Raw genomic sequence first — 20,070 nt, 5'->3', positions numbered from 1 at the left:
GCCCATGAAATCGATCGATGAACTCAGCTCCGACCTGAGCTTCACCACCGCCAAGTCCGGCGCGGAGCGCACCGTGACGTTCCTGCCCGAACCGCCGCGGGCACAACGTCGCTACACGGTGATCTCGGTGGACGATCACATCGTCGAACCCCCGGACACCTTCGAGGGCCGGGTACCACGCACACTGGCCGACCGGGCGCCGAAGGTGGTCGAGACCGAGACCGGCGGCCAGACCTGGATCTACGACGGCCAAGCACTGCCGAACGTCGGTTTCAACGCCGTGGTCGGCCGGCCGGTATCCGAGTACGGCTTCGAGCCGGCCCGATTCGACGAGATGCGGCGCGGCGCCTGGGATATCCACGCGCGCATCAAAGACATGGATCTCAACGGCGTCTACGCCTCCCTCAACTTCCCGTCCTTCCTGCCCGGTTTCGCCGGTCAGCGCCTGCAGCTGACGACCAGCGACCGGGAGCTGGCCCTGGCCTCGGTGCGGGCGTGGAACGACTGGCACCACGAGGTGTGGGCCGGCTCCTACCCGGACCGCATCATCGGCTGTCAGTTGCCCTGGCTGCTGGATCCGCAACTGGCGGCGTCCATGATCTACGAGAACGCCGAACGGGGTTTCCGCGCAGTCACATTCAGCGAGAACCCCGCGATGTTGGGGTTGCCGACCATTCACTCCGGGTATTGGGATCCGATGATCGCCGCCTGCGCCGAGACGGGCACCGTGGTCAACCTGCATATCGGGTCGTCGGGCACTTCACCCTCCACTACCGACGACGCACCCCCGGATGTTGCCGGCGTGCTGTTCTTCGCCTACGCCATCTCCGCCGCGGTCGACTGGTTGTACTCCGGGTTGCCCAGCCGCTTTCCGGAGCTGAAGATCTGCCTGTCCGAAGGCGGGATCGGCTGGGTCGCAGGCCTACTGGACCGCCTCGATCACATGCTGAGCTATCACGAGATGTACGGCACCTGGAAGGCCCTGGGTGAAACGCTCTCCCCCGCCGAGGTCCTGCAACGCAACTTCTGGTTCTGCGCCGTCGAAGACCAGTCGTCGTTCTGCCAGCATGAGCGCATCGGCACCGACCACATCATGCTTGAGGCCGACTACCCGCACTGCGACTCGACCTGGCCGAACACCCAGCGGGTCATCCACGAGGAGATCGGCGACCTGCCGCCGGAGGTGATCCGGAAGTTCACCTGGGAGAACGCCTCTCGGCTGTATCAGCATCCCGTCCCCGAAGCGGTCCAACGCGACCCGGACGCGTTCTGAAGATGGGAGCCTCCTCATCGCCGCTGCGCATCGCGGTGCTCGACGACTATCAGGGCATCGCCGAAACGGTGGACTGGTCGGCCATTCCGCGTCCCGTCGACCTGCTGGCCATCCGCGAACACCTGGAACCCGGCGATGAACTCATCGCCCGGCTGGCCGATCGCGAGGTGCTGGTGGCGATGCGGGAACGCACGCCGATCGGCGCCGACCTGCTGGCTCGGCTGCCGTCGTTGAGATTGCTGGTCACCACCGGGCCGTTCAACGCCGCCATCGACGTGCCGGCCGCCCACCGACTCGGGATCACGGTCTGTGGCACCGGCGGCACCATCACGCCGACGGTCGAACTCACCTGGGCATTGATCCATGCCCTGCAACGTCACCTGATCGTCGAGGACGCGGCGCTGCGCGCCGGGCGGTGGCAGCAGACCGTGGGCGCCGATCTCGCCGGGGCGACGCTGGGGCTGGTGGGACTGGGCCGGATCGGCCGGCTGGTCGCCGCGGTGGGCCGTGCCTACGGCATGCGGGTGGTGGCATGGAGCCCGCACCTGACCACCGAGCGGGCCGCCGAAGCGCAGGCGGAGCTGTTGGACCGGCGTGCCCTGTTCGAGACCGCCGACGTGGTGTCGATCCACATGGTGCTCTCCGAGGCAACCCGCGGGCTGGTGGGCCGCGACGAGCTCGCCGCGATGAAACCCAGCGCTGTGCTGGTCAACACCTCACGGGGCGGCCTGATCGATGAGGCCGCGCTGATCGACGCACTGCGCGCAAACCGGATCCGCGGCGCCGGGCTCGATGTCTACTCCCAGGAGCCACTGCCGGCCGGACACCCGTTGACCGCGCTGAAAAACACCGTGCTGACTCCGCACCTGGGCTATGTGACCGAGAACTGCATGAACAAATTCTATGCGGATATCGTCGACGATATCGTCGGCTACTGTGCGGGTACCCCGCGACGCCTGGTGAAGAGTTGACCAACGCCGTTTATGCGGTTTTATAAGGCGTGGTTCCGTAACAAATACGTCGCATCGATATAACAGTTCTACAAACAATTATGTGCGGCCATATTCGTTATTTTGCGCGCGACAAAGGGCCCGCGACCGAGGATGGTGGCGGGCCCTTTTGTCGTCGAAATGCTATTTGGTGCCGCCGGCCAGCCCGATGGGGGCACCGGCGACGTCTGCCGCCACGCCGGCGATAGGGCTCGCGGCGGCGGCGCCGGCTGGCCCCGGCGCCACCAACGGCACGGGTGGCGGCATTCCGGGCACCACCGGTATCGGGGCAATCGGAATCGGGGGCACCGGACCGGGAAGCCCCATCGGCACCGCTGGAGCAGCAAGAGTGGTCAGGTCGGCCGCCGCTGGCCCGCAGGGCACCCCGGTGCCGGCCACCAAGGTCGCATCGGCCACGCCGGGGACCGGCGCCGCTCCCGGAATCGGAGCTGCTCCCACGATCGGAGCCGCTCCGGCAACCGGCGCTCCGGCCGGTGCACCGGCACCCGCCGGACCCACGAACGTGGTCAGTCCCCCGTTACACACCGGGCCGCCCACCGGCAACGGCACCATCGAAAATGGCGCAGCCGCCGCACTCGCATTCAAAATCAATGCACTTGCACACAAGCCAATACCGGCAAATGCAGCGATACCGGGTCTCCCGAGGCTCTTCAACGCAAACTCCGATTGTTAGTATCCAGCCCCCCGGACACGCAATCTGATGACTGCAAATGGAACCGTATCACAGCGGTGTAAGTAGCTCGGACCGCAATTTGATTCGTTACCGTACCGATGCGGATCGGCCACGTTGACTCTGCGCTCACGGTGCGGTCTACTCGCACTTTTGCGCCGTCAGCGCAGAGTGAATGGAGTGGTCGTCAAAATGAGTGGAGCTAAGGGGACTCGAACCCCTGACCCCCACACTGCCAGTGTGGTGCGCTACCAGCTGCGCCATAGCCCCGCGTTGTCGTGCTCATCGAAGCTACACCACGGCCATCTCCAGGTTCAAAACACCTGGTCGGTCAGGTGTGGTTCAGGCCGGATGCTGGGACTGATGCAGCCCGAAGGGCACCGCGTCGAGCAACGTGACCGTCACGTTGGCACCGCTGGGCACCTGGTAGCTGCGCTGCTCGCCGGGTCGGGCACCGGTGATCGCCATGCCCAGCGGTGACTGCGGCGAGTAGACCTCCATCCCGCTCTGGTCGTCGTCGCGCACCCCGAGCAGAAAGGTCTCGGTGTCCCCGTCGCCGTAGCGGACCGTGAGCACCATGCCGGGCTCAGCCACACCGTCATCGGGCGGATCCTCACCGACCACCGCGACCGACAGCAGCTCGTGGATCTGATGGATCCGAGCTTGGCGCGCCTGTTGCTCGTTGACATCGGTACCGCCCGAACCGGCTTGCGGTGCAGACAGTTCAGCCAGCTCGGCCAGCAGCCGCTCCTTGGTCTGCGGCGTCATCCAGACACCTTGCGGATCAGTCATCGACAGTTCTCCTTTACAACAGCATTTGGTTCAGCACCCACCGACTCAGTGGGCTCAGCGCAAGGGATCGAGGTCGCGCAACACGGCCGACTGCTTGCCGGTGGTGATCTGCTCGGCCAGCAGCCGGCCCGTCACAGGACCGTGCGTCATGCCCCACATGCCGTGCCCGCAGGCGACGTAGACGGTGCGTGGGCATACCTCCCCCACCAGGGGGCGCCCGTCGGGGCTGACCGGGCGGGGACCCACCCAGATGTCGGTGCGCTCATCCCAGCGCACCCCGTCGAGGAACGGGCGGGCCGCCGCGACGATCGCTTCGACCCGGGCCGGGACGATCGGGGCGTCCGGATCACCGAACTCCATGGTGCCGGCGACCCGCAGCTCGGCGTTCAACGGCGTGCAGGCCACCCGAGCATCGGGCAGGTAGATCGGGCCGGTGACCGGTCCGTCGACCGGCACGGTGAAGGAGTAGCCGCGCCCGGCCCGCACCGGCAACCGAATCCAGCGGGCAGCCAACCGCGACAGCCAGGCGCCGTTGGCGATCACCGCCGCTGCCGCGGTCAGCGTCGTACCGTCATGGCCGGTCACCACCACACCGTCGCCGGCCGGCGCCACGTCGGCGACATCCACGGTGTACAGCGCGGCACCGCGCGCCACCACCGCACGGCCCAGCGCGGTCACGAACCGGCCGGGGTCCAGGAACCGTTGGCCGTCGATCTGCACCGCGGCGGCCACCGCCGCCGATGCCAGTGGCACCCGTTCGGCCAGCGCGGCGCCGGTCAGTTCGGTGCCGAACACCGGCTGACCGGCCTCGGAGAACCGCCGCAGCTCGTCGAGCAGTCGCTCGGCGTCGGCGGAGGTGCGGAAGATCGCGGTGATCGGCGCGTCGGTGACCGGGGTGTCCACCCCGTTGGCGACCAGCACGTCGTAGGCCTCGATGCACTCAGCGCTCAGCGGCGCGTTGGCGCGCACCGCGCGGCGCCAGGCCGCGGGGCGGCTGTTCGCGGCGAAGCGCGCCAAGAACGTCCACATTGCCGGGCTGGCGTTCAGCGGGACCTGCAGCGGCGCGGTCCGGCTCAGCAGCGACCGCAGCCCGAAGCGCAGGTTGGCGGGCTCGTTGAGCGGAATCGCCAGCGCAGGCGAGATCCAGCCGGCATTGCCCCATGAGGAACCGGCCGCCACTCCGACGCGGTCCACCACCGTGACCTCGACACCGCGCTCCTGCAGGAACCAGGCGGTCGACAACCCGACGATGCCGGCGCCCACCACGATCACCGACCGTGGGGCTCCGTCGATCCGGTTGCCCTCACCCATCACTCCATGATGCGACCACCTCGGGACGGCCGGTTTAACCGAATCGCACAACGACGATGTCAGGGTTTGTCGAGTTCCGACATGTCACCGGCTGCCAGCTCGATCATCGCCGCGAACCGGGCGCGCGGATCGGCCAGGCCCAGCGCTGTGACCTCGGCCATCTTGCGGAGCCGGTAGCGCACCGTGTTCTCGTGCACACCCAGCTGCTCGGCTGCCGTCGCCAGATCGCCCTGGGCGTCGAGCCAGGCCCGCAGCGTGCTCACATAGGGCGTGTTGTGTGCTGTGTCGTGGTGGCGCAGCTCCGCGACCGGCCCGCGGGCCGGCACCCGGCCGGCTCTGGCCGCGGTGTGCAGGCGGCGCAGCACGATCTCATCCCAGGACTCGTCGTAGGACGGCGGCGTGCTCTCGGGCGGCCCGGCTTCGTGCAGGGCCAGGCACTCCTCGGCCTCCCGGCGCGCTGCCGCCAGCTCGGTGACGGTGGCGACCGCGCTGATCCCGGCCAGCACGGTGGCCTGCGGCGGCAGGGCCGCGCTCAGCCCGCGCACCCATTGCCGGGCCTGGGACGCATCCTCTGCCGGCAGCAAGGTGTAGATGGTGTTGGCGGCCAATGCGCTGCGACCGGGGCGCGACCAGCCGAATCCGGTGGTGACGGCCTCGAAGGCCAGCAGCAGACCGGCGTGCGGCTGAGTGGCGATCCGGGTGTGCACGGCGATCACCCGCAACGGCGCCTGCGGCAGCCCCAATCTGGCCAGCAGAGCAGCGGCGTCGACAGCATTGTCATCACCGTCCAAAAGCCGGGTCACCCAGTCGGATTCGACTTGACGTTCCAGATCAGCACTGGCCCGTGATCGCAGCACGTGCAGCGCCACCGTGCGGGCGCCGTCGGCCAGCGCGGTCAGCTGATCCCCGCTCAACGGGGCCGGGCAGGCCACCCACACCGCGCCCAGCAGCTCCCGGCCGGCCCGCACCGCCACCACCATCCGGCCGGTCAGCCCATGCTCGGAGTCGGCCTCGACGAACAGCGGTTCATCGTGGAGATCCAAATGCGCTAGGACACCGCGCTTTTCGAATAGATCCCGCAGCGGACCGGCCTCCTGCCGGTTGAGGATCGTCGCCGAGCGCGCCGGATCGGCGTGGCGCTGTCCACGCGAGTAGGCCAGCACCCGCCCGAGCTGATCCTCGATGGTGATCGCTCCGCCGACCGCGTCGGCCAAGCTGTCGGCCACCGCGAACAGATCCGTTGGGCCGCGGCCCGATTCGGTCTCCCGGCCTTCGAGCACCAGCCCGTAGACCACCGCGGCCAGCTCACTCCAGGACACCGCCGCGTCCAGCACGAGCACCGCCAGCGACTCGCCTTCACCGGCGAACGCGGCCTTGTCTTCGACGTCGCGCACCAGCACGGCGACGGCCTTGGCGGCCACCGCCCAGCGCACCGCCTCTTTTACTGAGCGCGCTCCCACAGCCAGCAGCACGTCGCCGACGGCAGCACGCTCACCGGTCACCTCGTGCATCACGACACTGCTCAGCGGCGTCGTCCGCGGGACGGAACAGAACCGAAGGCGAACCCCGTAGCTGCCCACCACATTGACCAGCCGGTCCAGTGTCACCATCAGCCGAGCCTAACGACGCCGTCGGGACGGCGATCCCGCCGATCGGATCGGCGGTCCGCGTCTCCGGCGCCCACAACCAGGCGGCCGCCGCCACCAACAGCACACCGCCGCTGACCGCGAAGCCCCACTCATAGGACAGCCGCTCGGCGATCTGGCCGACCGCCAGCGATCCCACGATCGACCCAAGGTCGGCCATCATCTGATACGTCGCCACCGCGGTGCCGGCGCGGGCCTGGTTGCCGACGAGGTCGGCCATGACGGCCTGCTGCGGCGACCCGTACATACCCGAGGCCGCCCCGGTCAGAAATGCCGCGATCAGGAACACCACCAGCAACGACGTCGCCCCGAGCAGGATGGTCGTGATGCCGGACAGCGCCAGCCCGATGATGAGCGGACCGCGCCGGCCGATCCGGTCGGAGAGTTGGCCGCTAGGCAGCACCGCGCAGACATTGCCGATCCCGATCGTCGCGAACACCAGGCCGGCCGCGGCGGGCCCACAGCCCAGGACTTCGGTGACGAACAGCGGCACCAACGCGACCCGCAGGCCGAACACCGACCAGCCGGTGGCGAAGTTCGACAACAGCGCCGACCGGTACGCGCGATGGCCCAGGGCCGCCCGCACCGACACCGTGGGCCCCGTCGACTCAGCGGGTTCGGCCAGGTGCGAGTTGCTCAGGCTGACGAACACTCCGGTGGCCGCCACCAGCAGCACCGAACCGTAGAACAAGAACGGCGCACTCAGACCGAAACCCGCTGTCAGGCTGCCCAATACCGGACCACCCACGGTGCCCAGCAGGAACGCGGTCGCGAACATCCCGGCGACCCGACCGCGAGCATCCGCGGGGCTGATCCGAATCATCAGACCCACCGCGGCGATGAAGAACATCGTCGATCCGACGCCGCCGAGCACACGGCAGAACATCAGCTGCCAGTAGGTCTGGACGAAGGCGCAGGCGGTCGTGGACACCGAGACGATCAACAGGCCGGCCACATAGACCCGACGCTCCCCTATCCGCTGAACCAGCAGACCGCTCACCGGCGCGAAACACAACCGCGCCAGCGCGAACACGGTGATGAGAAACGTCGTCGCGGAGATACTGACCCCGAAATGACGGGCATAGACCGGCAATACCGGCGACACCACCCCGTAGCCGAGCGCGATCAGGAAGTTCGCGCCGAGCAATACCCCGACCTCTCGCGGCAGCCGCATCCGGGCGGCCGAAGAGTCGGAGGTCACCCGACAACTTTAGTCACCCCCCGTAACCTCAGGCCCCGGGGAGGCAGGCTCACTGCCGGGCCAGCAGCTTGGCCAACACCGCCGCCTGACTGCCGTCCACGTCGCGGGTCGCGGTCACCAGGGTGACGGTCTTGTGGCCGCGGGCCAGCTCGCGCAGGCCCTCGAGCGCCGCCGCGCCCTGCGGAGTCCGCAGCTCGTCTTCGTAGCGGGTGACGAACTCGTCGAAACGCCCCGGCTGGTGGTTGTACCAGGTGCGCAGTTCCTTAGATGGCGCCACGTCCTTGTACCAGCGCCCCACCCGGGGATCGTCTTTGCGGAAGCCCCGGGGCCAGACCCGGTCGACCAGAATCCGTTCGCCGTCCTCGGCACGGGGTTCGTCGTACACGCGGGCCACCCGGTACGTGGTCGTGGGACTCATACCTCAGGCTATCGCCGGCTCCCAGGGCGTCAGCCGCTCACCCGGCATCGCGACGAATTCGAAGTTAGCTTAGGCAATGCTATTTTGATGTTATTTATCAATGACGCTCGTAGAAAATGGTGTCTGGCGTGGACGGTAGTTGGATCGCATCTCCTCCGGAGGTGCATTCCGCGCTGTTGAGCAGCGGGCCCGGTCCGGGCGCGCTGCTGGCCGCCGCGGGCGCCTGGTCAGCGTTGAGCGTCGAATACTCCGCCGTGGCCGCCGAACTCATCACCGTGCTCAGCGCCACCCGGTCAGCGACCTGGGACGGCCCGAGCGCGGACAGCTACGTCGCGGCGCATGCGCCCTATCTGGACTGGCTGACCCGCGCCAGCGCCGATGGCGCCCGCGCCGCCGCTCAACACGAGGTCGCGGCGACCGCCTACAGTGCGGCCCTGGCCGCCATGCCCACGCTGGCGGAACTGGCACTCAACCACACCGTCCACGGGGTCCTGACCGCCACGAATTTCTTCGGTATCAACACCATCCCGATCGCCCTCAATGAGGCCGATTACGCCCGGATGTGGGTGCAGGCCGCCACCGTCATGGCGACCTACGACGCGGTATCCGGCGCGGCCCTGGCCTCGGTACCCGGTATCGACCCGGCCCCACCGATACTCGCCGCCGACACCGGCCCGTCCGATACCGGCGACGGCGGCGGCGATGGCGAGCCGACCGATCCGATCGAAGAAGCGAACCGCTGGTTCTGGTTCATCTTCTGGAACATCGTCTTCTGGTCGACGTTCTTGTTCATCGTGACGATTCCGGTCCGGCTGCCGATCGTGCTGCCGCTGTTGATCAACGCCATCAACGACTTCATCGCGTCCATGCAGACCGAACCCGAGCCGGTGGTCGAGGAGCTCGCACCAGAGCCCTCCCCGGCCCCCGTGCCGCATCGCGCCGTCGTCGCACGACCGGCCGAGCATCCGATCGCGGTCGCGATCGGTGTCGGGGCCGGCGTCGCCGGGTCCGCGGGGACGTCCGCCAACCCGCCCGCTCCGGCGGCCACCACTCCGGCGCTGCCGGTGAGCGGCGCGGAAATGTTGGGCTATCTGGTCTCCGGGGGCCACGCCGAAGGATTCGGGCCCACCCTGATCGACCGCGATCGGTCCAGCGCACCGGCCGCCGGCCTTTCGGCGCTTGCCTCGGCCAAGGCACCGTCGGCTCGGGCACCGGTGCGGGCACGGCGACGCCGCCGCGTGGAGATGAAAGAGTACGCCGACGCCACCATGGTGCTGGATCCCGATTTCGGTCCGCCCGATGAGCCGGAGACGACGAGCACCGCCTCGGAATCCGGCGCGGCAGCGCTGGGATTCACCGGGACCGCGCAGCGAGCCGACGCACGTTCGACGGGGCTGGTCCGGTTGCGCGGTGACGTGTTCGGCGACGGCCCGGTGGTGCCGCTACTGCCCGAGACCTGGGACCAGGACCCTGCCGAGCGCTGACCGCCGCTAACCGTTGCGGGGCCGCAGCCCGAACCGTCGCCGCCCGCGCGCGGAGAACATGCGCATAAAGGCCAGCGCTATCGCCATCCCGCGTTTGGTAGCCGGATACCACAGCAGTTCGGACTTCTGGGTGGGCAGGCGCGGTGCCGTAATCGCTTGCTGGCGACAGTATTTGATGATCCCGCTGGGCCCGCCGGCACGATAGCCGATGCCGGACTGCTTCCAGCCACCCATCGGCAGGCCCGGGCAGAAGACGTTGACCAAGGCATCGTTGACGTTCACCGCGCCCACCTCAAGGCGCCGCGCCAGCCGCTCGCCGCGGCGCGAGTCGCCGGTCCACACCGTGGCCGACAATCCGTACGGCGAGTCGTTGGCCAGGCGGATCGCCTCGTTCTCGTCGGCGACCTTGATCACCGGCAGCGTCGGGCCGAAGGTCTCTTCAGTCATGCACGTCATGGACGGGTTGACGTCGGCGAGCACCGTCGGGGCAAAGAAAGTGCCGACCCCGGTCGGTTTGCCGCCGGTGAGCACGCGGGCGCCGGCGGCCGTCGCGTCATCGACATGCTGCGCCACGATGTCGCGTTGGGCGTCGGTGGCCATCGCGCCGGTGTCGCCGTCGGGACCCTGCCGCACTTCGCCGACCCGAGCGGCCAGCTTGGCGACGAATTCGTCGTACACCGGCGCTTCGACATAGATCCGTTCCACCGAAACACAGACCTGTCCGGAGTTGAACAGTCCGCCCCAAGCGATCCCGTTCGCGGCGCGGTCGAGATCGGCATCGGCCAGGACGATCGCCGGGTCTTTGCCTCCGAGCTCAAGGCCGTAGGGAATCAGCCGCTGCGCGCAGGCCACCGCGACCTTGCGCCCGGTGGCCGTGGACCCGGTGAACTGCAGGAAGTCGGCATGCTCGATCACCGCCTGGCCGGTGGCGCCGTAGCCGGTGGTCAGGCCGAGCACCGATGGTGCGCCGATCTCGGCCCAGCCGCGCACGAACTCGACCGCCGACAGCGGGGTCACCTCCGAGGGCTTGAGCAGCACGGCCGCACCGGCCGCCAACGCCGGCGGCACATCCAGGCCGGGCATCGCGAACGGGAAGTTCCACGGTGTGATGACCCCGACCAACGGATACGGCCGGTAGGCGGTGGTGAACCGCTTCACGCGATAGATGGGACTGTGCGCCTTGGGATGACGGTCGGCGAGGAACTCCTTGGCGTGGGTGGCCCAGTAGGCGATGGCGTCTCCGGTGGCGACCGGCTCCAAACTGGCGTCGACATGCGACTTTCCGGTCTCGGACATCAGCACCTCGGTGATGCGGTCGGCGTTGTCCAGGATCCATCCCTGCCACTTCAGCATCCATCGCTTGCGGCCCGTGGGCCCGAGCGCCTCCCATTCCGGTTGCGCCTGAACCAGTTCGGCCGCCTTGGCCGCCACCGTCTCGGGATCATCGATCGGCACGGTGCCCGACACCGCACCGGTCGCGGGGTTGCGCACGGTGATCGTGGACTCGGTGCTGGATTGCAGTGCGGTCATAGTGCACTCCCTGTCTAGGACCTGCGGGGTAGCTGTGACCTCACCGTATGCGATCGTCAGTTGCTCCGACAGGGTTTGTCGAGGGTTGAACATCCGTCTCTGGGGCGCAATCCGAGATCGCTTGCAACAGCTGACGACATCCGCGGCGCGATCGAGGCGAACTAGGTGCAGGCGCGCATGGGTTCGGTGATTCGGGTCCGCTCGTCGCGCGACATCGGCGTGAGCGTCACCTTCAGGCCCAGCGCCGCCGCGACCTCCGCGATGGTGCCGAGAGTCGGGTTTACCGAGTCAGATGACAGCAGCCGGCGCACAGTGCTCGGCTCAGAGCCGATCGCGCGGGCCAGCGCCGCCTTGCTCAGCTTCTCCGTGCCCCGCGCCTCATCGAGGGCGTTGATGATGGAGTCGATCGCCTCGATCCGTGCCGACTCCGCAGCATAGGCCCGGGCGAACTCGGGGTCACGCGCCTCAACTTCGAGCAGTGTGTTGAATACGTCGTTCATGGCGATCACCCCTCTAGGCTGCTGACGCGCAGACCGGGAAGCGTGGCATAAATGCCACGGTCAGGGTGGCGGTCGCGAACTCCCTGAAGCGGTAGCGATTCAGGGAGTCGAGGACGGCGGATAAAGCGAGAGGTGTTGACGGAGTCAACGCCCAGGATCACCCGCGAACTGCATCAGGATGGGTATTGCCCATCTACCCATGGCGGGGCAGACTGGTCGAGGGAAGGGAGGGCTGCGACATGACCATGGACGCAGGGTTTGAGCCGGTGACTGAGGTGACCGCGGATGACCGTGCCCGCATTTCCTTCGGTCGTGTTGGCGTACACCGCGACGATCGGTTCCTGGTGTCTCGGAACGCAAGCGGTGAGATTCTGTTGACCCCGATGGCGTCGGTCCCTCGCCGCGAACTCCTGATCTGGGAGGACGATCTATTGCGCGAGTCTCTCTTACGAGGCCTCGCCGATGCAGCGGCCGGCCGTGTCTCCCCGCGTGACGATCTCCTCGATTTGTGACCGCTCCGCCGTTCCAACTGCTCTACACCGACGAAGCTCTCAACGTCCTGAATGACCTCGCCCAACCTCGGCATGCCGTCAAGAACAAGAAGGTCATCAAAGCGCTTCGCCTTCTCCGTGACAACGGCCCGGCACGCCCCGGGCTGGAGTCCCACAAGTACCACTCGATCAGCGGTCTGCGGGGGGAGGACGTCTGGGAGTCCTACGTGGAGAACCGGACCCCCACCGCCTGGCGGATGTGGTGGGTTTATGGGCCAGGTCCGGACACCATCACCATCGTGACGATCGGTCCGCACCCGTAGTATCCGGAAACTGCCGCCAGAAAAAGGCCCTGACCTGCTGTTTCAGGTCAGGGCCCTCTCGGTGGAGCTGCCGGGAATCGAAACAGGCTCAAATTTCACCTTGACCTGGGAAAACGTCGGATATCAGGACGCGAAACAACGTCAAACGACGTGTCGCGACCTGGGAGTACAGCGAAAGGTGTTGACGGCGTCAACGCGGTGGTGGCGGGCAATACCGATGGTCGGATGCCTGCGGTGCCGCCGGTAAGGCCACACGAGCCGCGATTCGTCTGCTGCGACTGCTGCGTTTATTGCGTTTGGCCCGTAAGATGGGAGCATGACGCTGAAGGACCTTCACAAACCTGTAGCGCCGTCACGTGCCGGCCAGGCGCTAGGCGAACTCGATGCACTGCTCGCCGAACGTGGTCCTGCAGATGTGCCCGTGGCGGTCAGCGGTGCCCCAGATGTCGTTCACCTGCCCCGCGAGGTCGCGATGATCCTGCGCGAAGTTCTCGTCAGCTTCGCCAGCGGCACACCGGTCGCCGTGCTGCCGACACACGCCGAGCTGACCACCCAGCAAGCAGCGGACTTGCTGAACGTCTCACGCCCGTACGTGATCAAACTGCTTGATGCCGGAGAACTCGCACACCGCAAGGTCGGGACCCATCGCCGCATCCGTATTGATGATCTGCAGGCATACCAACGCGCCCAAGCCCTCGCCAGTAGGCGTGCCGCCGATGAGCTGACCGAGCTGTCCCAGAATCTCGGGCTGTACTGAGGTGACGTTCGTCGTTCTGTACGACGCCAACGTGCTGTACCCATCGACAATGCGTGACGTGCTCATTCGGGTCGCCCAACTGGGGGTCTTCCAAGCACGGTGGTCGGAGATGATCTTGAATGAGGCGCTGGGCAACCTCGCGAAGAATCGCCCAGACCTGAGCCGCGACCTCCTGGACCGGACACGCACGCTGATGAACCAGGCAGTGCCCGACTGTCTGATTGACGGTTTCGAACCTCTCATCGAGGAGCTGAACCTGCCGGACGCAGACGACCGCCATGTCCTCGCTGCCGCCATCACCGGCCAGGCGCGGGTCATCGTCACGATCAACCTCAAGGACTTCCCGTCGAGCGAGCTCGCCAGATACGGCATTGAAGCCAAGCATCCCGATGCATTCCTCCAGGACGTGATCGCAGTCGCCGGGCCCCGAGTACGCCAGGCAGTCACCGATGCCGCTGCGGCATGCAGGAATCCACCGCTCACTCCCGGCGACATCATCGACCGGCTAGAGCGAGATGGAATGCCGATTTCTGCTGCACTTCTACGCGGCCAAGTCGAGCACTGACGCTCTGATCGATCGGCACACTTGACACAGACAAAGATGCTGGTCACGAATCATAGTCGTGACCAGCATCTTTCGTTGTGGAGCTGCCGGGAATCGAACCCGGGTCCTACGGCATTCCCTCAAGACTTCTCCGTGCGCAGTTCGCTGTGCCTCTACTTGGATCTCCCGGTCACGCGAACCAGCCGAGATGACGATCCCAGTCGCTGTTGGTGTCCCGATAAATCCCGCGACCGGACGTATCGGTGGATCCCTCTAGTCGATGCCAGGGTCCGGGCCGAGGGAGGTCCCGGTCTGACAGGCCCGCTATCGCTTAGGCAGCGAGAGCGAAGTCGCTCTGAAGAGCGACCTTAGCCGGAGTAAGTGCAACCTTGGCGCTTACTTGGTTACAGCGACGCTTAACGGTGGTCTCCTGCCTGCACCGGCACGCTTCCCTTGATTCGACACACGCAGTCGAAACCTTTCAGCCCCCTGTTCTTGGGTTTTGCCGCCGACCTTCGACGGACACTTCATGGTACGCGGTTCCAACGACAAAGAGGCGCCCGTTCATTCCCCCGCGGCCAGAGCGTCACCCCGCGGTGATCATGACCACCGCCACGCCGGCCAGCACCATGCCCAGCACCTGCCCGCGGTGCACCCGCTCGCGCAGCACCACGATGGCCAGCACCACCGTCACCGCCGGGAACAGCGAGATCAGCACGCTGACCAGCGACAGGTCCGATCCCCGCAACGCCAGCAGCATGGCGACATTGGCGGCGGCGTCGGCCAGCCCCGCCAGCAGCGCCAGCTTCAACGGCCCGCCGGAGGGCAACCGCAGTTCGCGTGCGCCGGTGGCCGCGGCGAGCACCAGCACCGCGGCGGCCACCCGCGCGAACGCCAGGGGCCACAGCCCGGAGTCCGCCGGCGCCTCGTGGATGAACACGAAGTCCAACCCGAATGCCAGGCCGGTTCCGACGGTCAGCCAGGCCACCTTGCGGGTGAATCGATGCGGCCGGACGTCTTCGTCGGTGGCCTCTCTGCTCACCAGGGCCACCGCCAGCAAGGCCAGCACGATCCCGCTGGCGGCCACCAGCCCGGGCCGCTCGCCCTGGATCAGGCCGATCACCACCGGCACCGCGGCGGCCAGCACCGCCGACACCGGCGACACCACCGAGAGAGGACCCGAACCCAGCGCGGCGTAGAACCACCAGCCGCCCAAGCCCAGAGCCACCCCGGATGCCAGGCCCCAGCCGATCGCACCCGCCGGGATCGGCCCGCCCACCACGATGGCCAGCGAGCCCAACAACACCAACGCCACCGGATAGGACACCAGCACCACCCGCAGAGCCGGCACCCGGCGTGCGGCAAGACCGCCGGAGAAGTCGCTGACCCCGAAACCGGCCGCCGACAGCAGCGCCAGGACGGCGCCGCTCACATGCCCTTGGCGCGCCGGCCCAGCGCCCGGGTGACCTCACGCTGCGCGTCGCGGCGGGCCAGATCCTGCCGTTTGTCGTGGGCCTGCTTGCCGCGCGCCAGCGCCAGCTCGACCTTCACCTTGCCGTCGGTGAAGTACACCGACAACGGCACCAGGGTGAGGTTGCCGTCGCGGATCTTGCCGATCAGCATGTCGATCTGGCGTCGGTGCAACAGCAGCTTGCGGGTGCGGCGCGGCTCGTGATTGGTCCAGCTGCCGTGGTGATATTCGGGGATGTGCATGTTGCGCAGCCACACCTCGCCGTCGTCGACGGTGGCGAAAGCATCGACCAGTGACGCCTGGCCCGCCCGCAGGCTCTTCACTTCGGTGCCCAGCAGCGATATCCCCGCCTCGTACACGTCGAGGATCGAATAGTTGTGTCGTGCTTTGCGATTCGACGCGACAATCTGCTTGGCGGGCTGCTTCTTTCCGACCTTGGCCGCCGACTTCTTGGCCACCACTACCGCCGGACGTACAGACGCAGCGTGACGTAGGCGGTCGCTCCGGCCATCGCCGCGCCCAGCAGCAGCAGGATCGGCGAGATGTAGACGATATCGGCGTAGTCGATGCGTGCGATCAGATGCGCTTGATAGAACTGGCTCAGCGCGTTGTCGAGGAACAACGCCCGCACCACGATCAAACCGATGATCGCGATGATGACGCCCACCGTCGCGGCCAGCACCGCCTCCACCAGGAACGGCAGCTGGGTATACCAGCGGCTGGCGCCCACCAGGCGCATGATGGAGACCTCGGTGCGCCGGGTATAGGCGGCGACCTGAACCATGTTGGCAATCAACAGCACCGCCCCGACCGCCTGCACCAGGGCGATAGCGAACGCGGCACTGCTCAGTCCGTCGAGCACGGCGAACAACCGGTCGATCAATTTCTTCTGATTCAGCACGCTGAGCACACCCGGTTGGTCCTGCATCGCGGAGTCGAAATCCTTGCTCTGCTCCGGGTTTTCCAGCTTGACGATGAACGACGCCGGGAAGGAATCCTTACTCGCGACGTCCTTGAACTCGGGGAACTTGCGGATGGCGTCGGCGTAGGCGTCATCGGAGTTGAGGTAGCGCACGGACTTCACGTCGTCGCGTGTCTCGATCTGCTCCCGCAGCGCCTTGCAGGCCTGCCCCTCGCAGTTCGGGTCGTCGGCCGCGACGTCGGCGTCCAGGAACACCTGCGATTCCACCCGGTCCAGGTAGATGTTGCGGGACTGGTCGGCCAGGCGCACCACCAGCAGGCCGCCGCCGAACAGGCCGATCGAGATGGCCGTGGTCAGGATCATCGCCACCGTCATGGTGACGTTGCGGCGCAGCCCGGTCAGGACCTCATTGAACAGAAACCCAAAGCGCACGTCAGCGATCCATTCCGTAGACACCGCGCTGTTCGTCGCGCACCAAACGCCCCAGCGACAGCTCGACGACCCGTTGCCGCATCGAGTCGACGATGTGGTGGTCGTGGGTAGCCATCAGCACCGTGGTTCCGGTGCGGTTGATCCGCTCGAGCAGATCCATGATGTCCTCACTGGTCTCCGGGTCGAGGTTTCCGGTCGGCTCGTCGGCCAGCAGCACCAGCGGCCGGTTGACGAATGCGCGGGCGATCGCCACGCGCTGCTGCTCGCCGCCGGACAGTTCGCCGGGCAGCCGGTTGGCTTTGCCGGACAGCCCGACCATCTCCAGCACCTCGGGAACCACCCGGTTGATCATCTCCGGCTTCTTGCCGATGACCTCCAGCGCGAACGCGACGTTCTCGAACACGGTCTTCTGCTGCAGCAACCGGAAGTCCTGGAACACGCATCCGAGCACCTGGCGCAGGCTCGGGATGTGGCGGCCGGGCAGCTTGTTGACGTGGAACTTCGACACTTGGATGTCGCCCGAGGTGGGGGTCTCCTCGGCCAGCAGCAGACGCATGAACGTCGACTTGCCCGAGCCGGACGGGCCGATCAGGAAGACGAACTCGCCCTTGTCGATCTTGACGTTGATGTCGTCCAGTGCCGGACGGGCCGACGATTTGTACTGCTTGGTGACATGGTCGAGCGTGATCATCACGGCACGCAGTTTAACCGTGCGGCGTGCCAGGACCGGGCGGGGACGTCGGCGCGCCGGTCGGCGCCGTGGACGGGGGCGCCGATGGTGTGGGCTGGGCCGATGGTGAGGGCGACGGGGTGCTGTGCTCAGGCTGCTCCGACGGGGTCGGGTCCGGCGGCGGGCACAGCGGTGGACAGAACGGGAACCCCGGGACCGGTGTCGGGCTCGACGGTTCGCTGGTCGGCGATTCGGTCGGGGTCGGTTCCTCGGTCGTCGTCGGCGTCGGGGTGGGAGTGGGAGTCTCGGTGGGCGCCTGCGGCTGCTGCACCCTGGTGCGCGGCACCCAGGTGTAGGCCGGGTCGGGGATGAAGCCCGGCGGCACCACCTGCGGCGCGGCGGGCGGCGTCGACTCCTCCCGATAGGTGTCGTAGACCCACCACACCGCGACGAACGCGATGATCAGCACCACGGTGGAGGTCCGGACACGACCGCCGAACAGATGCGACGGCCAGTGCCATCCCCCACCGCCCGGCCGCTCCGGCCGGTCATCAGGCTTTCCCACCCAGAGCTTCACGGTGTCTCCACCGGCTTCACCTCACCGGCGGTGACGACACCGACCGATGCCAGCGCCCGCACCACCTGGACCCGCAGTCGGCGTCCCACTTCGAACTGCTTGCCGGGCAGGGTGCGGGCCACCATCCGCAGGTTGACGACACCGACCTCGAGGCTCTCCACCCCCATCATCGAGGGCTGGTCCAGCAGCAGGTCCCGCAGCGGGGCGTCGGCCTCGCGGGCGTGCTCGCACACCTGGTGCAATACCTCGTTGACCCGGGTCAGGTCGGCGCTGGTGGGTACCGGGATGTCGACGACGGCGCGGGCCCAGTCCTTGGACAGGTTCAGCGACCGCACGATGTTGCCGTTGGGGACGGTGTAGACCTCGCCGTTGGGGGTGCGCAGCTTGGTCACCCGCAACGTCACCTCCTCGACGGTCCCGAGCGCCTCGGTCAGCGCCCCGGTCATGGACAGCTGCACCAGATCGCCGAAGCCGTACTGCTTTTCGGTGATGATGAAGAACCCGCTCAACAGATCCTGGACCAGCTTCTGGGCGCCGAAACCCAATGCGCCACCCAGCACGGCGGCCGGGCCCACCAGTGATCCGACCGGGATGTCGAGGATCCCGGTGATCTGCACGGCCACCACCACACACAGCAGCACCACCGACACCCAGGAGATCACCGAAGCGACCGCCTGGCGATGCTTGGAGGCCTCCGAGCGCACCAGCGCATCACCGGCCTGGAAGCCGCGTTCCAGCCGGCGGGTGATCCGGCGTGCGGCCCAGTTGATGAACCGGGATGCCAGCACCGCCGCGATCAGCAGGAGGATGATCCGCAATCCCTTGGTCAGCACCCACTCGCCGATCTGACCGCGCCACAAATCGTGCCAGCGCTGTCCCGGCGAGAAGGCCAAAATCATCAGCTCAGTCGCCTTCCGGCCTGTTACGCCAACGGATTCCGGCCTCCAGGAATCCGTCGATGTCGCCGTCGAGCACCGCGGCGGGGTTGCCGACCTCGAACTCGGTGCGCAGGTCTTTGACCATCTGGTAGGGGTGCAGCACGTAAGAGCGCATCTGGTTGCCCCACGAGCTGCCGCCGTCACCCTTGAGCGCGTCGAGCTCGGCGCGTTCCTCGGAACGCTTGCGCTCCAACAACTTCGCCTGCAGCACCCGCATCGCCGAGACCTTGTTCTGCAACTGGGACTTCTCGTTCTGGCAGGTGACGACGATCCCGGTGGGGATATGGGTCAGCCGCACCGCGGAGTCGGTGGTGTTCACCGACTGTCCGCCGGGTCCGCTGGAACGGTAGACGTCGACGCGGACGTCGCCCTCGGGGATGTCGATGTGGTCGGTGGTCTCCACCACGGGCAGCACCTCGACCTCGGCGAACGACGTCTGCCGTCTGCTCTGGTTGTCGAACGGGCTGATCCGCACCAGCCGGTGAGTGCCCTGCTCCACCGAGAGCGTGCCGTAGGCGAAGGGTGCGTGCACCGCGAATGTGGCGCTCTTGATCCCGGCCTCTTCGGCGTAGGAGGTGTCGAACACCTCGACGCCGTACTTGTGCTGCTCGGCCCAGCGGATGTACATCCGCATCAGCATCTCGGCCCAGTCCGCGGCATCCACGCCGCCCGCACCGGAGCGGATCGTGACCAGCGCCTCGCGCTCGTCGTACTCGCCGGACAGCAGTGTGCGGACCTCCATGGCCTCGACGTCGGCCCTCAGCGAGGCGAGCTCGGCGTCGGCTTCGGCCAGCGCGTCGGCTCCGGCCGCGCCTTCTTCCTCGGCGGCCAGCTCGTAGAGCACCGGCAGGTCATCGAGGCGGCGGCGCAGGTCCTCGACCCGGCGCAGTTCGCCCTGGGCGTGTGACAACTCGCTGGTCACCCGCTGGGCGCGAGTCTGGTCGTCCCAGAGGTTCGGGTCGGACGCCTCGTGCTCGAGTTTGTCGATGCGGCTGCGCAGTCCGTCGACGTCTAGCACCCGCTCCACCGTGGTCAGGGTGGCGTCGAGGGCGGCGATGTCGGGCTGGCGGTCAGGTTCCACGTTTATCGAGGTTACCGGCGGCCGTCGGT

General features: G+C 67.3%; 22 protein-coding genes, 1 tRNA gene and 1 other RNA gene. 7 read left to right on the top strand and 17 right to left on the bottom strand.

The genetic code is table 11. The features are described 5' to 3' along the window. Window positions 1–4: 4 nt before the first annotated feature. Together AWC16_RS09025 and AWC16_RS09020 are read left to right on the top strand one after the other, a co-directional pair. The gene (locus tag AWC16_RS09025; protein WP_085264408.1) at window positions 5–1,273 is read left to right on the top strand and encodes an amidohydrolase family protein; all 1,269 of its coding nucleotides are present in this window, start codon (window positions 5–7) and stop codon (window positions 1,271–1,273) included. Window positions 1,274–1,275: 2 nt separating this feature from the next. After that, entirely contained in the window at window positions 1,276–2,244 is a 969-nt protein-coding gene (locus tag AWC16_RS09020; protein WP_085264407.1) for a D-2-hydroxyacid dehydrogenase family protein, read from the top strand. Window positions 2,245–2,406: 162 nt separating this feature from the next. Here the strand turns inward: AWC16_RS09020 and AWC16_RS09015 are convergent, their stop codons facing one another. The 7 genes from AWC16_RS09015 to AWC16_RS08985 all read right to left on the bottom strand — a co-directional run bounded on the left by AWC16_RS09015 (window position 2,407) and on the right by AWC16_RS08985 (window position 8,321). Continuing rightward, window positions 2,407–2,832, bottom strand: coding sequence for a hypothetical protein (locus AWC16_RS09015; protein WP_165759192.1), 426 nt, complete (start codon window positions 2,830–2,832; stop codon window positions 2,407–2,409). 318 nt (window positions 2,833–3,150) lie between these two features. Next, a tRNA-Ala gene (locus tag AWC16_RS09010) sits at window positions 3,151–3,223 on the bottom strand. 72 nt (window positions 3,224–3,295) lie between these two features. Beyond that, a complete protein-coding gene (locus AWC16_RS09005) occupies window positions 3,296–3,745 on the bottom strand; it encodes a GreA/GreB family elongation factor (RefSeq protein WP_085264405.1) in 450 nt (149 codons plus the stop codon). Between the two features lie 54 nt (window positions 3,746–3,799). After that, on the bottom strand, window positions 3,800–5,056 hold the full coding sequence (locus AWC16_RS09000; protein ID WP_085264404.1) for an NAD(P)/FAD-dependent oxidoreductase: 1,257 nt from the start codon (window positions 5,054–5,056) through the stop codon (window positions 3,800–3,802). 59 nt (window positions 5,057–5,115) lie between these two features. Further along, entirely contained in the window at window positions 5,116–6,666 is a 1,551-nt protein-coding gene (locus tag AWC16_RS08995; RefSeq protein WP_085264403.1) for a PucR family transcriptional regulator, read from the bottom strand. Continuing rightward, the gene (locus tag AWC16_RS08990) at window positions 6,548–7,876 is read right to left on the bottom strand and encodes an MFS transporter (RefSeq protein ID WP_109561337.1); all 1,329 of its coding nucleotides are present in this window, start codon (window positions 7,874–7,876) and stop codon (window positions 6,548–6,550) included. Before AWC16_RS08990 ends, AWC16_RS08995 begins: the two co-directional genes overlap by 119 nt. Window positions 7,877–7,952: 76 nt before the next feature. Then, window positions 7,953–8,321, bottom strand: a complete 369-nt coding sequence (locus tag AWC16_RS08985; protein ID WP_085264402.1) for a DUF488 domain-containing protein — start codon at window positions 8,319–8,321, stop codon at window positions 7,953–7,955. Between the two features lie 128 nt (window positions 8,322–8,449). On the opposite strand from AWC16_RS08985, the gene AWC16_RS08980 reads away from it, so the two are divergent. Then, on the top strand, window positions 8,450–9,805 hold the full coding sequence (locus AWC16_RS08980; protein ID WP_109561346.1) for a PPE family protein: 1,356 nt from the start codon (window positions 8,450–8,452) through the stop codon (window positions 9,803–9,805). Window positions 9,806–9,811: 6 nt separating this feature from the next. On the opposite strand, the gene AWC16_RS08975 is transcribed toward AWC16_RS08980, so the two are convergent. Together AWC16_RS08975 and AWC16_RS08970 are read right to left on the bottom strand one after the other, a co-directional pair. Beyond that, the gene (locus AWC16_RS08975) at window positions 9,812–11,335 is read right to left on the bottom strand and encodes an aldehyde dehydrogenase family protein (RefSeq protein ID WP_085264400.1); all 1,524 of its coding nucleotides are present in this window, start codon (window positions 11,333–11,335) and stop codon (window positions 9,812–9,814) included. Between the two features lie 161 nt (window positions 11,336–11,496). Beyond that, entirely contained in the window at window positions 11,497–11,835 is a 339-nt protein-coding gene (locus tag AWC16_RS08970) for a helix-turn-helix domain-containing protein (protein ID WP_234812183.1), read from the bottom strand. 239 nt (window positions 11,836–12,074) lie between these two features. On the opposite strand from AWC16_RS08970, the gene AWC16_RS08965 reads away from it, so the two are divergent. The 4 genes from AWC16_RS08965 (at window position 12,075) to AWC16_RS08950 (ending at window position 13,971) form a co-directional block, all read left to right on the top strand. Then, window positions 12,075–12,347, top strand: a complete 273-nt coding sequence (locus tag AWC16_RS08965; RefSeq protein ID WP_165759191.1) for a hypothetical protein — start codon at window positions 12,075–12,077, stop codon at window positions 12,345–12,347. Beyond that, window positions 12,344–12,649 carry a hypothetical protein gene (locus AWC16_RS08960; protein ID WP_085264398.1) on the top strand — a complete coding sequence of 102 codons (306 nt, stop codon included), beginning with the start codon at window positions 12,344–12,346 and terminating at the stop codon, window positions 12,647–12,649. Before AWC16_RS08965 ends, AWC16_RS08960 begins: the two co-directional genes overlap by 4 nt. A gap of 316 nt (window positions 12,650–12,965) precedes the next feature. Next, window positions 12,966–13,406 carry a helix-turn-helix domain-containing protein gene (locus tag AWC16_RS08955; RefSeq protein WP_085264397.1) on the top strand — a complete coding sequence of 147 codons (441 nt, stop codon included), beginning with the start codon at window positions 12,966–12,968 and terminating at the stop codon, window positions 13,404–13,406. Window position 13,407: 1 nt separating this feature from the next. Further along, entirely contained in the window at window positions 13,408–13,971 is a 564-nt protein-coding gene (locus AWC16_RS08950; RefSeq protein ID WP_085264396.1) for a PIN domain-containing protein, read from the top strand. Window positions 13,972–14,046: 75 nt separating this feature from the next. On the opposite strand, the gene ssrA is transcribed toward AWC16_RS08950, so the two are convergent. From ssrA to prfB, 8 genes are all read right to left on the bottom strand, one after another. Continuing rightward, window positions 14,047–14,439, bottom strand: a transfer-messenger RNA (tmRNA) gene (gene ssrA / locus AWC16_RS08945). 97 nt (window positions 14,440–14,536) lie between these two features. Next, a complete protein-coding gene (locus tag AWC16_RS08940) occupies window positions 14,537–15,382 on the bottom strand; it encodes an EamA family transporter (protein ID WP_109561336.1) in 846 nt (281 codons plus the stop codon). Then, window positions 15,379–15,879: an SsrA-binding protein SmpB gene (smpB, locus tag AWC16_RS08935; protein WP_085264553.1), complete on the bottom strand. Its 501-nt coding sequence runs from the start codon at window positions 15,877–15,879 to the stop codon at window positions 15,379–15,381. Before smpB ends, AWC16_RS08940 begins: the two co-directional genes overlap by 4 nt. Before the next feature lie 2 nt (window positions 15,880–15,881). Next, window positions 15,882–16,775, bottom strand: a complete 894-nt coding sequence (gene ftsX / locus AWC16_RS08930; protein WP_085264395.1) for a permease-like cell division protein FtsX — start codon at window positions 16,773–16,775, stop codon at window positions 15,882–15,884. Between the two features lies 1 nt (window position 16,776). After that, complete coding sequence (gene ftsE, locus AWC16_RS08925) at window positions 16,777–17,466, bottom strand: cell division ATP-binding protein FtsE (protein ID WP_085264394.1); 690 nt, start codon at window positions 17,464–17,466, stop codon at window positions 16,777–16,779. 13 nt (window positions 17,467–17,479) lie between these two features. Then, a complete protein-coding gene (locus tag AWC16_RS08920) occupies window positions 17,480–18,010 on the bottom strand; it encodes an Rv3103c family proline-rich protein (protein WP_085264552.1) in 531 nt (176 codons plus the stop codon). 8 nt (window positions 18,011–18,018) lie between these two features. Further along, complete coding sequence (locus tag AWC16_RS08915; RefSeq protein ID WP_085264393.1) at window positions 18,019–18,921, bottom strand: mechanosensitive ion channel family protein; 903 nt, start codon at window positions 18,919–18,921, stop codon at window positions 18,019–18,021. Between the two features lie 4 nt (window positions 18,922–18,925). After that, the gene (gene prfB / locus AWC16_RS08910) at window positions 18,926–20,041 is read right to left on the bottom strand and encodes a peptide chain release factor 2 (RefSeq protein WP_085264392.1); all 1,116 of its coding nucleotides are present in this window, start codon (window positions 20,039–20,041) and stop codon (window positions 18,926–18,928) included. Window positions 20,042–20,070: the final 29 nt, after the last annotated feature.

The sequence above is a fragment of the Mycolicibacter longobardus genome (assembly GCF_002102265.1).
Lineage (GTDB): Bacteria > Actinomycetota > Actinomycetes > Mycobacteriales > Mycobacteriaceae > Mycobacterium > Mycobacterium longobardum.
The sequence above is the reverse complement of the archived record's forward strand: the minus strand, read 5'-3'. Positions and strand labels throughout refer to the sequence as shown.